This is a genomic window from Ancylobacter tetraedralis, assembly GCF_014195655.1.
In the GTDB taxonomy this organism is placed as follows: domain Bacteria; phylum Pseudomonadota; class Alphaproteobacteria; order Rhizobiales; family Xanthobacteraceae; genus Ancylobacter; species Ancylobacter tetraedralis.
Window position 1 is genome coordinate 14,622 of sequence record NZ_JACICD010000007.1, and the last position, 14,153, is coordinate 28,774.

Annotated in this window: 13 protein-coding genes; 7 read left to right on the plus strand and 6 right to left on the minus strand. The window is 68.3% G+C overall.

Going from position 1 to position 14,153, the window contains the following annotated elements:
• The first annotated feature begins 7 nt into the window (after positions 1 to 7).
• Positions 8 to 3,175 carry an efflux RND transporter permease subunit gene (locus tag FHS55_RS17045; RefSeq protein ID WP_183190993.1) on the plus strand — a complete coding sequence of 1,056 codons (3,168 nt, stop codon included), beginning with the start codon at positions 8 to 10 and terminating at the stop codon, positions 3,173 to 3,175.
• Between the two features lie 104 nt (positions 3,176 to 3,279).
• Here the strand turns inward: FHS55_RS17045 and FHS55_RS17050 are convergent, their stop codons facing one another.
• Positions 3,280 to 3,900: a helix-turn-helix domain-containing protein gene (locus FHS55_RS17050; protein ID WP_183190994.1), complete on the minus strand. Its 621-nt coding sequence runs from the start codon at positions 3,898 to 3,900 to the stop codon at positions 3,280 to 3,282.
• 151 nt (positions 3,901 to 4,051) lie between these two features.
• Here FHS55_RS17050 and FHS55_RS17055 point away from each other — a divergent pair, with 151 nt between their 5' ends.
• Positions 4,052 to 5,041, plus strand: coding sequence for a threonine ammonia-lyase (locus FHS55_RS17055; RefSeq protein ID WP_183190995.1), 990 nt, complete (start codon positions 4,052 to 4,054; stop codon positions 5,039 to 5,041).
• A gap of 27 nt (positions 5,042 to 5,068) precedes the next feature.
• On the opposite strand, the gene FHS55_RS17060 is transcribed toward FHS55_RS17055, so the two are convergent.
• From FHS55_RS17060 to FHS55_RS17070, 3 genes are all read right to left on the minus strand, one after another.
• Positions 5,069 to 6,127, minus strand: a complete 1,059-nt coding sequence (locus FHS55_RS17060; protein ID WP_183190996.1) for a glycosyltransferase family 4 protein — start codon at positions 6,125 to 6,127, stop codon at positions 5,069 to 5,071.
• Entirely contained in the window at positions 6,127 to 6,933 is an 807-nt protein-coding gene (locus FHS55_RS17065; RefSeq protein WP_183190997.1) for a metallophosphoesterase, read from the minus strand. Before FHS55_RS17065 ends, FHS55_RS17060 begins: the two co-directional genes overlap by 1 nt.
• A gap of 323 nt (positions 6,934 to 7,256) precedes the next feature.
• Positions 7,257 to 8,072 carry a universal stress protein gene (locus FHS55_RS17070; RefSeq protein WP_183190998.1) on the minus strand — a complete coding sequence of 272 codons (816 nt, stop codon included), beginning with the start codon at positions 8,070 to 8,072 and terminating at the stop codon, positions 7,257 to 7,259.
• 233 nt (positions 8,073 to 8,305) lie between these two features.
• Here FHS55_RS17070 and FHS55_RS17075 point away from each other — a divergent pair, with 233 nt between their 5' ends.
• The 3 genes from FHS55_RS17075 to FHS55_RS17085 all read left to right on the plus strand — a co-directional run bounded on the left by FHS55_RS17075 (position 8,306) and on the right by FHS55_RS17085 (position 10,476).
• A complete protein-coding gene (locus FHS55_RS17075) occupies positions 8,306 to 8,743 on the plus strand; it encodes a c-type cytochrome (RefSeq protein WP_183190999.1) in 438 nt (145 codons plus the stop codon).
• 5 nt (positions 8,744 to 8,748) lie between these two features.
• The gene (locus tag FHS55_RS17080; RefSeq protein WP_183191000.1) at positions 8,749 to 9,468 is read left to right on the plus strand and encodes a cytochrome b/b6 domain-containing protein; all 720 of its coding nucleotides are present in this window, start codon (positions 8,749 to 8,751) and stop codon (positions 9,466 to 9,468) included.
• 84 nt (positions 9,469 to 9,552) lie between these two features.
• Positions 9,553 to 10,476, plus strand: a complete 924-nt coding sequence (locus FHS55_RS17085; protein WP_183191001.1) for a DMT family transporter — start codon at positions 9,553 to 9,555, stop codon at positions 10,474 to 10,476.
• Positions 10,477 to 10,495: 19 nt separating this feature from the next.
• Here FHS55_RS17085 and FHS55_RS17090 read toward each other — a convergent pair whose 3' ends face one another.
• Positions 10,496 to 10,732, minus strand: a complete 237-nt coding sequence (locus tag FHS55_RS17090; RefSeq protein ID WP_183191002.1) for an Lrp/AsnC ligand binding domain-containing protein — start codon at positions 10,730 to 10,732, stop codon at positions 10,496 to 10,498.
• A gap of 285 nt (positions 10,733 to 11,017) precedes the next feature.
• On the opposite strand from FHS55_RS17090, the gene thiD reads away from it, so the two are divergent.
• Together thiD and FHS55_RS17100 are read left to right on the plus strand one after the other, a co-directional pair.
• On the plus strand, positions 11,018 to 11,824 hold the full coding sequence (gene thiD, locus FHS55_RS17095; protein WP_183191003.1) for a bifunctional hydroxymethylpyrimidine kinase/phosphomethylpyrimidine kinase: 807 nt from the start codon (positions 11,018 to 11,020) through the stop codon (positions 11,822 to 11,824).
• 190 nt (positions 11,825 to 12,014) lie between these two features.
• On the plus strand, positions 12,015 to 13,139 hold the full coding sequence (locus FHS55_RS17100; RefSeq protein WP_343056226.1) for an MFS transporter: 1,125 nt from the start codon (positions 12,015 to 12,017) through the stop codon (positions 13,137 to 13,139).
• Here FHS55_RS17100 and dgcA read toward each other — a convergent pair whose 3' ends face one another.
• Positions 13,140 to 14,129 carry an N-acetyl-D-Glu racemase DgcA gene (gene dgcA, locus FHS55_RS17105; protein ID WP_183191004.1) on the minus strand — a complete coding sequence of 330 codons (990 nt, stop codon included), beginning with the start codon at positions 14,127 to 14,129 and terminating at the stop codon, positions 13,140 to 13,142.
• Positions 14,130 to 14,153: the final 24 nt, after the last annotated feature.

Genomic DNA, 14,153 nt, shown 5'->3' on the forward strand with positions numbered 1-14,153 from the left:
TTCGGCCATGAAATTCTCGCACTTCTTCATCGACCGACCGATCTTCGCCTCGGTCGTGTCCATCGTGGTGATGATCCTGGGCGGCGTCGCGTTCTTCGCGCTGCCCGTCGCGCAATATCCCGACATCGCCCCGCCGGTGGTCAATGTCAGCGGCCAGTATCCCGGCGCCAGCGCCGAGACGGTGGCCGACACGGTCGTCTCGCCCATCGAGCAGCAGATCAACGGCGTGGAAGGGATGCTCTACATCTCCTCCAACTCCACGGCCGACGGGCGCTTCTCCATCGCCGTGACCTTCGACATCGGCACCGACCTCGATATCGCGCAGGTTCAGGTGCAGAACCGCGTCGCCACCGCCACGCCGCGCCTGCCGCAGGAAGTGCAGCAGATCGGCGTCACGGTGACGAAGTCGTCGCCCGACATCCTGATGGTCGTCAGCCTGTTCTCGCCCGACGATTCGCGCGACTCGCTGTTCATTTCCAACTACGCCAACCTGCAGATCAAGGATCAGCTCCAGCGCGTTCCCGGCGTCGGCTCGATCACCGTGTTCGGCTCGCGCGACTACGCCATGCAGGTGTGGCTCGATCCGCTGAAGCTGCAGGCGCTGAACCTCACCGCCACCGACGTCACCGCCGCGCTGCAGGCGCAGAACCTGCAGGTCGCCTCCGGCGTGCTGAACGCGCCACCCGTGGAAAAGCAGCTCGCCTTCCAGGTCGCGGTGCGCACGCTCGGACGCCTGTCCACGCCCGAGGAGTTCGGCAATGTCGTCGTGCGCCAGGACAGCAACGCCGTGGTGCGGCTGCGCGACGTGGCGCGCATCGACATCGAGGCACAGGACAATTCCTCGATCTCCTATTTCGACTCCAAGCCCTCCGTAGCGCTGGGCATCTTCCAGCTGCCGGGCTCGAACGCGCTGGCCACGGGGCAGGCGATCGAGGCGGCGATACGGGACATCGCCAAGAGCTTCCCGGCGGGCGTCGCCTATTCCACCGCGTATAATCCCACGCAGTTCATCGCGGAATCGGTGCGCGCGGTGGAGCACACGATCCTCGAGGCGATCATTCTGGTCGTGATCGTGGTGATCCTGTTCCTGCAGAGCTGGCGCGCGGCGATCATTCCCATCCTCGCGATCCCGGTCTCGCTGATCGGCACCTTCTTCATCATGAGCCTGTTCGGCTTCTCGCTGAACAACCTCTCGCTGTTCGGCCTCGTGCTGGCCATCGGCATCGTGGTGGACGACGCCATCGTGGTGGTGGAAAGCGTCGAGCACAATATCTCGACCGGTCTCTCGCCACGGGATGCCGCCTACAAGACGATGGACGAGGTGGGCGGCGCGCTGGTGGCGATTTCGCTGGTGCTCGCCTCGGTGTTCATCCCCTCGGCATTCATTACCGGCATATCCGGCCAGTTCTACCGCCAGTTCGCGCTGACCATCGCCGGTTCGACGCTGATCTCGCTGCTGGTCTCGCTCACCCTCTCGCCCGCGATGTGCGCGCTGCTGCTCAAGCCGCACAAGGGGCCGGAGCACAAGCCGGCCTGGTTCCTGCGGCCGATCACCGGCTTCTTCCACTATTTCAACAAGGGCTTCGACGCCGTCTCGCGCGGCTATGGCTGGCTCACCGGCAAGCTGGTGCGCTTTGCCGTCATCGTGCTGCTGGTTTATGCCGCCATCCTTGCCGGCGGCTTCAAGCTGTTCACCGAGACCCCGCAGGGCTTCATCCCGGCGCAGGATCGCGGCTACCTGATTGTCGCGGCGCAGTTGCCCGGCGGCGCGGCGCTGGCGCGCACCAACGAGGTGATGACGCGGGCGGCCAAGATCGCGCTCGCCCAGCCGGGCGTGGCGCATGTGGTGAACATTGTCGGCTTCTCCGGCGCCACCTTCACCAACGCGCCCAATGCCGGCGCGATGTTCGTCATCCTCGGTCCGGCGGATGAACGGGCGCTGCATCCCGGTCAGTCGGCCCCGGCGATCCAGGGGGCGCTGTTCGGCAAGCTGGCCTCGATCGAGGAAGCCTTCATGATCGTCGTCATGCCGCCGCCGGTGAACGGCATCGGCAATGCCGGCGGCTACCGCATGATGATCGAGGATCGCGGCGGGCGCGGCTATGAAGCGCTGCAGGGCGCGGTCTATGCCATGATGGGACGCGCCGCGCAGACGCCGGGGCTCAAACAGGTCTACTCGCTGTTCGAGACCTCGACGCCGCAGCTCTTCCTCGACATCGACCGCACCAAGGCGCAGCTGCTCGGCGTCAACATCGCCGACGTGTTCTCGACGCTTCAGACCTATATCGGCTCGTCCTATGTCAACGACTTCAACCTGTTCGGCCGCACCTACCGCGTGCAGGCACAGGCCGACGCGCCCTATCGCCTGACCTCGGAGGACCTGCTGCGGCTGCGGGTGAAGAACGACAAGGGCGAGACCGTGCCGCTCGGGTCCTTCACCAAGGTGAACGACATTTCCGGGCCCTACCGCGTGCCGCGCTACAATCTCTACCCGGCGGCGGAACTCGACGGCGACGTCAACGGCATCTCGCAGGGGCAGGCCATCCAGCTCATGCAGAACATCGCCGCCGAGACGCTGCCCGACGGCTTCTCCTTCGAGTGGACGACGCTGGCCTTCCAGCAGCAGCGCGCGGGCAACACGGCGATCTTCGCCTTCGCGCTCGGCGTGGTGTTCGTGTTCCTCGTGCTGGCGGCTCAATATGAGAGCCTGACCCTGCCGCTGGCGGTCATTCTCATCGTGCCGATGTGCCTGATCGCCGCCGTGGCCGGCATTCTGTTGCGAGGGCAGGACAACAACATCCTCAGTCAGGTCGGCTTCATCGTGCTGATCGGCCTGGCGGCGAAGAACGCGATCCTGATCGTGGAATTCGCCAAGCAGCTGGAGGATCGCGGCGAGAACCGCTTCATGGCGGCGACGCATGCCGCGCAGCTTCGCCTGCGGCCGATCATCATGACCTCGTTCGCCTTCATCCTCGGCGTGGTGCCGCTGGTGCGGGCGACGGGAGCGGGTTCGGAACTGCGCCAGGCGCTGGGCACGGCGGTGTTCTCCGGCATGATCGGCGTGACCATTTTCGGCCTGCTCTTCACGCCCACCTTCTACGTGGTGAGCCGCTGGATCGCCGGCTTCGGCGAACGCCGGCGGGAGCGGGCGCGCGTGGCCGGCTCTTCGCACTGAGCGGATGGCCGCCGGGCGCGGCCATCCCCCGACAAACCAAACGACCCCACCCAAGGCGCCCCTCGCGGGGCGCCTTCTTTATGGGCGCGGGGAGGCGAGGGACCTCAGTCCAGCACGGCCGCCTTCAACAGGCACACCATGGTCGCGTGCGCCGGGGTACTGCCGAGATTGCGGATGACATGGCGCCGGTCGCAGCGGTAGCGCAGAGTTTCACCGGCGCGGGCGGTCTCGGTCACGTCGCCGCATTCCACCTGCAACTCGCCGGACAGCACGGACAGGCATTCCACCGAGCCGCGCTGATGGCCATCGGAAATCAGCTCGCCGCCGGGTTCGGCGAGGAAGTCGAACCATTGCAGCCATTCCACCGTCTTGATCCAGCCGGTAATGGTGAGGCGGCACTTGCCATCCTCCGAGAGCAGGATCGGCGTGTCGGCGCGGGTGAGGTGCTCGACGAAGGGCTCGTCATCGGTCGCCGACATGAAGCGGTCGATCGACATGTCGAGCGCCTGCGACAGGCGCCAGACGGTGGCCAGCGTCGGATTGGTCTCGTTGCGCTCGATCTGGCTGATGATCGACTTCGCCACGCCCGACTGTTCGGAAAGCTCGGACAGCGAGAGATTATAGGCTTTGCGCAGCCGCTGGATGGTGCGGCCGAGCTGTCCGGTAATGGCCTGCGCTCCGGCTTCCATGCCGTTGCGATCCAGGCTGCGCGTGCGTCCCGACATGGCGTCTCCAACCGAACCAAAGTCGGAATTTAGGTTGCCGGAAGGCGACGGCGCAAGCATGACAGGGGCGGCAGGCCTGCCGATTCACGGCTAAAGCCGCCCCCATCGGATAATGGATGCGCGCCGCGCGCGGCCGCACTAGAGTTTGCCAATGATGCAGACCAACGCTCTCCCGACCATCGACGACATCGCCTCCGCCGCCGAGCGGCTGGCCCCCGTGGCGGTACGCACGCCGCTGATCACCTCTGCCAAGCTCAACGAACTGACGGGCGGGCGGGTGTTCCTGAAGCCGGAGCCGCTGCAGCGCACAGGATCCTTCAAGTTTCGCGGCGCCTATAACCGCATCTCGCGCATTCCGCCGGACCAGCGCGCCGGGGGCGTGGTGGCCTGTTCCTCCGGCAATCACGCGCAGGGCGTCGCGGCGGCCGCGACGCTGATGGGCATGCGCTCGGTGATCGTGATGCCGAAGGACGCGCCGGCGGTGAAGCGCGCCCGCACCATCGCCTTTGGCGGTGAGGTGGTCGAGTATGACCGCGAGACGGATGACCGCGACGCCATTGCCGGCGCCATAGCGCGCGAGCGCGGCGCGGTGTTCGTGCCGCCCTATGACGATTTCTACATCATTGCCGGGCAGGGCACGGTCGGACTGGAAATCGCCCAGGACCTCGCCGCGCTTGGCCTCGCCCCCGATATCGTGGTTGCCAATGCCTCGGGTGGCGGGCTCGTTTCGGGCATCGCGCTGGCGGTGAAGGACCGCTTCCCGGAAGCGCGGGTGATGACGGCGGAGCCGGCCGGCTTCGACGACCATGCCCGTTCGTTCCGCTCCGGCGGGCGCGAGCGCAACAACCAGGTGTCCGGCTCGATCTGCGATGCGCTGCTGGCGGCGACGCCGGGCAAGCTGACCTTCGAGATCACCTCGCGCATGGTGGGCGAGGGGGTCTCGGCCACCGATGAGGAAGTGGCGCGCGCGGTCGCCTTCGCGTTCGAGGAACTGAAGATCGTGGTGGAACCGGGCGGGGCGGTCGCGCTGGCCGCCGTGCTCGCGGGCAAGCTCGACCTCAAGGACAAGGTGGGCGCCATCGTGCTGTCGGGCGGCAATGTCGACGCCCGTGTGTTCGCGCGCTGCCTCGGCATCGCCTGAGACCGGCGCAGACGATGATCGCAGCCGTCAGCCGGCCGCTTGCCGGGGCGGCTGCGAGCGCGCCTGCGCGGTCTCGATATTGGTGAGGAACTGCTCCGTGCAGGCGCGCCAGCTATAGCGCTGGGCATAGGCGCGCGCGGTACCGCGATCGAGATCCACTGCGGCGAGCGCGGCACGTCGCAGGTCGTTGTCCAGCACACCGACCGGCGCGTCGGCCGGCGCGTCGCCGATCACATCCATCGGCCCGGTCACCGGGAAGGCGGCGACCGGCAGGCCGCTCGCCAGCGCTTCCAGCAGCACGATGCCGAACGTGTCGGTAAGGCTGGGGAACACGAAGACATCCGCGGCCGCATAGACCCGCGCCAGTTCCTCGCCCTGCTTCAGGCCGACGAAATGCACGGCCGGATACCGCGCTTCCAGCTCGGCGCGCGCGGGGCCTTCGCCGACCACGACCTTGGAGCCGGGCAGATCGAGCGCCAGGAAGGCGGCGATGTTCTTTTCCACCGCGACGCGCCCGACTGACAGGAAGATCGGGCGGGGCAGGTCGCGCACCAACGCATCCATGTCCGCGCGCTCTCGCGGGCGGAACAGCGTGGCATCCACCCCGCGCGACCAGCGCATGATGTTGTGGAAGCCGCGCCCGCGCAGTTCGGCATCCAGCGTCGGGGTGGAAATCATCACGCCCGCGCCGGCATTGTGAAAGCGGCGCAGCCACGCATAGGACAGCGCCTGCGGCACGGGTGCGCGGGCGGCCAGATATTCCGGAAAGCGGGTGTGGTAGCTGGTGGTGAACACCCGCCCGCGCTTCAGGCAGATGCGCCGGGCCATGATGCCGAGCGGCCCCTCGGTGGCGATGTGCACGAAATCCGCGCCGATCTCGTCCATCCGGCGGCCCACCATGGAAGGCGTCGCGAGGGCGAGCCGGATCTCGGGATAGGTCGGCATCGGCACGGTGCGGAAATCCCCAGGGGTGAGGAAATCGATATGGGCGCCCAGCGTCCGCGCTTCCCGCGCCGTGTTCTGCAGCGAGCGCACGACGCCGTTGACCTGCGGGGTCCAGGCGTCGGTGACGATCAGGATCCGCATCACGCGGCCACCTTGGGCCTTTCGAGGAGCAGCGGGGTCTTCAGCCGCTCACGCGCCTGCCGCGCCCAGTCGATGAGTTCGAGGCGCCCGTCGGCATGCTCGACGATGGCCGTGCAGCTTTCGACCCAGTCGCCGCAATTGACGTAGTCCACGCCGTAGCTCTTGTGCATCACCGCGTGGTGGATATGGCCGCAGATGACGCCATCGACCTTGTGGCGACGCGCCTCGGTCGCCACGGCTTCCTCGAAGCGGCCGATGAAGTTGACCGCGTTCTTCACCTTCATCTTCGCCCACTGGCTGAGCGACCAGTAGGGAAAGCCGAGTTTGCGGCGGATATAGTTGAGATAGGTGTTCACGCCCAGCGCGGCGGTGTAGGCGCCATCGCCCAGGAAGGCGAGCCATTTGGCGTGGCGCACCACCACGTCGAACACGTCGCCATGGATGACGAGATAACGCCGCCCATCGGCGGCCTCGTGGATCGCGGTCTCGACCACCTCGATGCCACCGAAATGGGTGCCGTAATAGTCGCGCAGGAATTCGTCGTGATTGCCGGGGAGATAGACGATGCGCGCGCCCTTGCGGCCCTTGCGCAGCAGCTTCTGCACCACGTCATTATGCGATTGCGGCCAGTACCAGCCGGAGCGCATGCGCCAGCCATCCACGATGTCGCCGACCAGATAAATGGTCTCGGCGTCGTGGTAGCGCAGAAAATCGAGCAGCAGCTCGGCCTGGCAGCCCTTGGTTCCGAGATGGACATCGGAAAGAAAGAGGGAGCGATAGCGGCGCTCCTCAGTCGTGTCGTTCACCGCGGAAGCCCTCCCCGTCAGACCGCAAAGGGTTCATCGATGGGTTTATAGGCGCGAGATAAGCCCGACTCGCATCACCGTTTTATGACGATGCTGCAGTGCAGCGTCACACGAATAGCATGTGAATACTAGCGCCGATGCCGCCGGCCCCGCCGAAATCGCGCGACAGCCGCCGAGGCGGCATCCAACGCTCCGGCAGGTTGTGCCAGATCTGCACGACACCGGGCCCCTGCCGGGCAGGCGCTGCGGACCGTCTCCCTCGCGGGCACCTATGACAAGGCCGGCCTCGGGGGAGGCCGGCCGGGCAGATCCAGGGGGATACGTCAGTGCGCGATGAGGAGCGGCACCGGCGGATTGTCCAGCAGCGAGGCGGTCACGCCACCCAGCACCAGTTCGGCAAGGCGCGAGCGACTATAGGCGCCGAGGACAAGGAGATTCGCACCGAACGCGTCGACTTCCGCGACGATGCCGGCGGCTGCATTCACCTCGGACAGGTGTTTATGCGTGGCCTTGACCCCATGCGAGGCGAGGTACGCCGTCAGGCGCGCGCCCGAGGCGGCCGCCTTCTCCGAGCCCTCGGCGATGGTCAGCACTTCCACCGCGTCGGCACCGGCGAGCACCGGCAATGCGAAGCGCACCGCATGCCCGGCCTCACGGGAGGGCTTCCACGCCACCACGACCCTGCCGATGCGGGCGGGCACCGGCTTGCCGGTCGGCACCACGATCACCGGGCCGTTGGAGGCGAGGGCGAGATGCTCGGGCAGGGTGGCAGCCAGTTCGTCATCCACCGTGCCGTAGCGGGTTTCGCTCACCACGGTGACATCGGCGAAGGTCACGGCGTCGCGCAGCGCGCTCGCCACGTCGCCCTCGATCCTCTCCCAGGCGCCGGAAACGCCGGCGGCTGCGAGCGCCTCGTCGAACCGGGCCTTGAGCGGGGCCTCCTTCTCCTTCGCCTCGCGGACGAGTTCGTTGACATAGATCGAGAGGGCGCGCCCCACGCGCGGAACGCCGGTGGGATAAAGAGTGTAAAGCGCCGTGACGGAGGCCCCGAACTGGCGGGCGAAGGCGACCGCAAAGCTCAGCCGGTCGTTGAATCCGCTATCGGCGGAGGCGTGAAGGAGAACGGTTCGGATAGCCATGGCGTGACGTCTCTCCCCTTATGGGCGGTTTGGATTCGTGTGACCTTAAGTCATCCGGCGGTATCGCAAATCGGGGAAACCACCATGGGTACGCTACAGGGCAGCCGATATTCCGTAAGGTAATATCCGCTTCACAAACGTTTGAGATCGCTGCATCGCCGATTGTACCGCCTCCAAGGTGCCAGCAAGGTGGCGCAGGGGCGGCCATCGCCCCGATGCCGTGGGGAGTTTTGATGCGCCTTCGCCTTGCCGTCTTTGCCGCCTTTGCTTCCGCCCTTGCCGCAACCGCCGTCATGGCCCAATCCGACGTCATCGCCCAGCGCGAGGCGCTGATGAAGGAATTCGGCCGCGCCACCCGCCCCGTCGGCGGCATGCTGCGCGGCGGCACCCCTTTCGACCTGGCGGCCGTGCAATCCGCGCTCGACGTCTATGCCAGGAATGCCAAGGCGCTCGTGCCACTGTTCCCGGAAGGTTCGGGCGGGGGCGAGACCGAGGCCCTGCCGTCGATCTGGCAGAAGAAGGCGGAGTTTGACGGCCTGTTCGACAAGTTCGCCGCCGATGCCACGGCCGCGCGGGCAGCCATTACCGACGAGGCCAGCTTCAAGGCGATCTTTCCGGGCGTGATCCGCACCTGCGGCACCTGCCACGACAGTTTCCGCAAGAAGAGCTGAGTCTCGTGGACGCACCGCTCTCCCGCAGCGCGGCCACGACGCCGCCCGCCACCGTGCTGGCCTGGGATCTGCCGACCCGCATCGCCAAATGGCTGCTCGCGGTTCTGGTGGGGCTGGCCTTTGCCAGCCGCTACTGCGGCGATGGCGCTCTGGTCTGGCACCAGTGGAACGGCCTCGCCATTCTCGTCGTGCTGGTCTTCCGCGTGCTGTGGGGACTCGTCGGCGGCAGTACGGCGCGGTTCTCCCGCTTCCTGCGCGGGCCGGGGGCGGTGCTGTCCTATGGGGTGGCGATGCTGCGGGGCCGGCCGCCGCATTTCCTCGGCCACAATCCCGCCGGCGGGTGGATGGTGATCGCCCTGCTCGGGGTGGTCGGCGCGCAGGCGCTGACGGGGCTGTTCACCACCGATGACATCGCAGTCTACGCGCCGCTGACCAATGTCGTCAGCGACGAGACCATGGCGCGCGCCTCCGCCTGGCACCAGCAGATCTATCCGATCCTGCTGCTACTGCTCGGGCTGCATGTCGCCGCCAACCTGGCGCACTCGTTTCTGGGCAGCGACAACCTCATCGCCGCGATGATCACCGGACGCAAGCCGCGCGGCACCTTCGCCGACCGCGACCCAGCCACGCCGGGGTCGGTGGCGCGGGCGGTGGGGTGCCTTGTCGTCGCGATCGCCACCGTGTTCGGCGGCATAGCGCTGGCGGGGGGCAACCCCTTCCCCTGAGGCGGCGGCGCGGGGCGATCCCTGCCGTGCAATTGAGCACCCGGCCGGCTTGCGGGCGGGCCAGACTCATGATCCAAGGCGCGCATGAACGCGCTCAAGGGCATCGCGCTGCAGATCGGCGCGACGTTCCTCTTCACCATCATGTCCGCCATGGTGCGCATGGTCTCGGAACATGTTCCGACCGGCGAGGTGGTCTTCGCGCGCTCGTTTTTCGCGCTGTTTCCGCTGCTGGCCATGCTGACATGGCGCGGAGAGATCAGCGCGGCGGTGCGCACGGCCCATCCGGTGGGGCATATCGTGCGCGGCACCATCGGGGTGGTGTCGATGATCCTCAGCTTCTCGGCGCTCGCCCGCATCCCGCTGGCGGACGCCACGGCGATCGGCTTCACCGCGCCGCTGCTCACCGTGGTGCTCGCGGCGCTGGTGCTGGGCGAGCGGGTGCAGATCTATCGCTGGATCGCGGTGCTGATCGGCCTGTGCGGCGTGGTGGTGATGCTCTGGCCGCACCTCACCGGCAATTTCGACACGGTCGAGCACAAGCTGGGGGCCATCATGGCGCTGGCGGCGGCCGGCTTCACCGCCGGGGCGATGATCCAGGTGCGCCGCCTCACCGGCACGGAGACCACGGCCGCGATCGTGTTCTATTTCCAGGCGCTGGCGGCGGTCGCGGGCCTTGCCACGGCGGCGTGGGGCTGGGTGGTGCCGAGCCCGCGCGAGGCGATCATGCTGCTGGCCATCGGCATCCTGGGCGGCATCGCGCAGATCCTGCTGACCGAGAGCTATCGCTGGGCGCCGGCTTCCGTTGTCGCGCCCTTCACCTATTCGGCGATGCTGTGGTCGCTTCTGCTCGGCTTCGCGCTGTTTTCCGAGGTGCCGCCGCTGCTGGTGCTGCTCGGCGCCGCCATCGTCATCGGCGCCGGCCTGTTCGTCATCTGGCGCGAGCGCCGTTCAGGCATCGAGCGGCGGCTGGAGGAGGCCGCCATCACGCCGCCGGGGCCTTCCGCCTGAGCGCGGAACGGGCGCGCGGTCAGAATGCCTTGAAGGTGATGATGGTGCGGGTGTCCTGGATGCCGGCGATCTGCTGCACCTTCTCGTTCACGAAATGGCCGATATCGGTGCTCTCGGGCACGTAGAACTTGACCAGAAGGTCGAACTCGCCGGCGGTCGAGTAGATTTCCGAGGCGATCTCGGCATCGGCGAGGGCGTTGGCCACCTCATACGAGCGGCCGAGCTGGCATTTGATCTGGACGAAGAAGGGGACCATGTCTGGCCTTCCGGGCACGGGACGGGAGCGCCAAAGGACCAGAACCGGCGCACGCGCGCAACCCCCGCTTCGGGTGTGGCGGCACGCGCTGCCTTGAAAGCGCGTCGCGCATCGCCTATTCCCCATGCTGTCGATCACGTTGGGGTGCCGCAAGGCTGAGAGGCGACGAGCCAACCCACGAACCTGATCCGGGTCATGCCGGCGGAGGAAACGGGTCGCGCGCGCCGGGCCAGCCACGTCCGGCGGAGAACGCGCCCGCTCTCGCCGGCCAGGGAGGCGAAGAGAATGGCGGCATCCACGGCGATTGCGGTGACCATTGCGGGCTCGGATTCCGGCGGCGGCGCCGGTATCCAGGCGGATCTCAAGACCTTTTCCGCCCTCGGCGTCTATGGCGCCTCGGTGATCACCGCCCTGACCGCGCAAAATACACGCGGCGTCAGCGGCATCCAGGACGTGCCGCCCGCCTTCATCGCCGCGCAGATGGACGCGGTGTTCGCCGATCTCGCGGTGAACGCCGTGAAGATCGGCATGCTGTCCCGCCCCGAGGTCATCGAGGTGGTGGCGGAGGGGCTCGACCGGCACGGGCTGTCCACCGTGGTGCTCGATCCCGTGATGGTGGCGGCCTCCGGCGATCGGCTGCTCGTGCCGGAGGCGATCGAGCAGCTGCGCGCGCGCCTGCTGCGACGGGCCCTGCTGATCACCCCGAACCTGCCGGAGGCGGCCGCGCTGCTGGACGAGGCGCCGGCGACCAGCCTTGAGGCGATGCGCCGGCAGGCGAGCGCGCTGCGCGCCTTCGGGCCGCGCGCGGTGCTTATCAAGGGCGGGCATGGGGAGGGGCCTTCGAGCATCGACGTGCTGCTCGACGATGAGGGCTTCCTTGAACTCTCGGCGCCGCGTGTGGCCACGCAGAACACCCATGGCACCGGCTGCACGCTCTCCTCCGCCATCGCCGCCGGCCTCGCGCGGGGGCAGAGCCTGCGGGCGGCGGTGAGCGGCGCCAAGGCCTATCTCACGCTGGCGATCGAGGCGGCGGACGGGCTCACCATCGGCCATGGCCACGGGCCGGTGCATCATTTCCACGCCTGGTGGTGAGCCGGAGCGTTTTGCGCGAAAGGTGATCCACTTTCGCGGTTCGAAAACGCTCCAGCTTGTTGAATCGAGAGCCCTTTCTTTCCGATCGGGTTGTTCTGCCTGATGGATAGGGGCTCTGGCGGCTCGCCGTGGGCGAGCGGGGCTGCTATCGAAGCGGCGCACCGACCTCCAGCCCCGCAGCGTCGCCGCCGTGCCCGTCCTCGCCCCCCGCCATGCCATCTCGCTCGCCTATGCCGGGCTGTTCTTCGGCATCGGCATCTATCTGCCGTTCTTTCCGGTCTGGCTGGAGGGGCGCGGTTTCGACGCGGCGATGATCGCCTATGCGCTGGCGGTGCCGTTCGGCGTGCGGCTGTTCACCATGCCGCTCGGCGGGCTGGCGGCCGATCGCAGCGGGCGGCCGCGGGCGACGCTCATCGTCTACGCGCTGATGACGGCTCTGGCCTTCTGCGCCGTCGCGCTGGCGCCGAGCGCCGCTCTCATGCTGGTGGCGCTCGCGGTGGCGGCGAGCTTCTGGCAACCCAGCCTGCCGGTGCTCGACGCCTATACGGTCGCGCGGCGCGCGGAGGGGCTAGTGGATTACGGCCGGGTTCGGGTGTGGGGATCGCTGTCCTTCATCGTCGGCAATTTTGCCGGCGGCTTCCTGCTCGGCGGCCTGCCCGGGGATGCCGTGGTGTGGTTCATCGTGGCGGGCAGCCTGATGGCGGCGCTGGCCGCGCTGGCGCTGGACGAGGTGGAGCCGGCGCCCCGCACGGCGGCGGCGCGCGGCTGGCCGAAGGTCTCCGCCGTGCTCGCGGTCGCCATCATCGCGGCGGCGCTGGTGCAATCCTCGCACGCGACGCTCTATGCCTTCGCCTCGCTCAGCTGGCGCGCGCAGGGCCTGTCGGATGCGATGATCGGCACGATGTGGGCGACCGGCGTGATCGCCGAGGTGGTGCTGTTTCGTTATGCCACCCGCGTGACACGCGCGTTCGGCCCGGCGCTGCTGCTCGCCATTGGCGGGCTTGGCGGGGTCATCCGCTTCGGCGCGATGAGCCTCGACGCGCCGCTCGTTCTGCTGCCGGTGCTGCAGGTGCTGCATGCCGCCACCTTCGGCTGCACCTATCTGGGCACGGTGGAAATGGTGGCGCGCCATGCGCCGGCCGGGCGCGGCACGGCGGTGCAGGCACTGGCGGCGTGGGCGACCACCATCGCCATGGCGCTGGCGACGCTGGCCTCGGGCCCGCTCTGGCAGGCCTATGGCGCGCACGCCTTCCTGTTTTCGGCCGCGCTTGCCGGTGCCGGCGGCATCATCGCGCTCCTCGCGGCGCGGCGCTGATCAGCCCCAGAGTTCCGGCCCGGCCGGATGGACGCGGCTGCCGGCATAGACCAGCCCCGGCTCGCGGTCGCGGGCCAGCAGCAGCGGCCCGTCGAGATCGACGAAACGTGCCTGTGCGGCCAGCAGCAGGGCGGGCGCCATGGCGAGCGAGGTGCCGACCATGCAGCCGACCATGATGTCGAGCCCGGCGGCGCGCGCATCCGCGGCGAGCGCCAGCGCCTCGGTGAGCCCGCCGGTCTTGTCCAGCTTGATGTTGATGGCGTCGTAGCGCCCCACCAGCCGGTGCAGCGTGTCGCGCCCATGCGCGCTCTCGTCGGCGCAGACGGCAATCGGCCGCGTCATGTCGCCCAGCAGCGCGTCCGCGCTGGCCGGCAGCGGCTGCTCGACGAGCTCGACGCCGGCCTTCGCGCAGGCATCGAGATGGGCGGCGAGGTTATCGGGCGTCCATCCTTCATTGGCGTCGACGATGAGGCGCACCTGCGGCGCGGCGGCGCGGATCGCCCGCAGCCGCTCCATGTCACCCTCCGCGCCGAGCTTGAGTTTGAGCAATTCGTGACCCGCTTGCCCGGTGGCCTCGGCCGCCGCCCGCGCCATCGCCTCGGGCGTGCCGAGGCTGAGCGTATAGGCGGTGACGACCGGCTCGGGCGCGGCCAGCCCGGCCAGCGCGAAGGCGCGCCGCCCGCTGCGCTTGGCCTCAAGGTCCCACAAGGCGCAGTCGAGCGCGTTGCGTGCCGCGCCGGCCGGCATCCGCGCCTGCAGCGCGGCGCGGTCGAGACCGTCCGCCACCGCATCCGCCTGCTGGGCGATCGCCGCGGCGACGCCATCCACGCTCTCGCCATAGCGGGCATAGGGCACGCATTCCCCGCGTCCGATCGCCGTTCCGTCGCGGATCGTGGCGGTCACCACCACCGCCTCGGTCTTGGAGCCGCGGGCGATGGTGAAGGCGCCACGGATGGGGAAGCGTTCGATGCTGGCGGTCAGCTGGGGCATACGGAAGAACGGGTCCATCCTGGT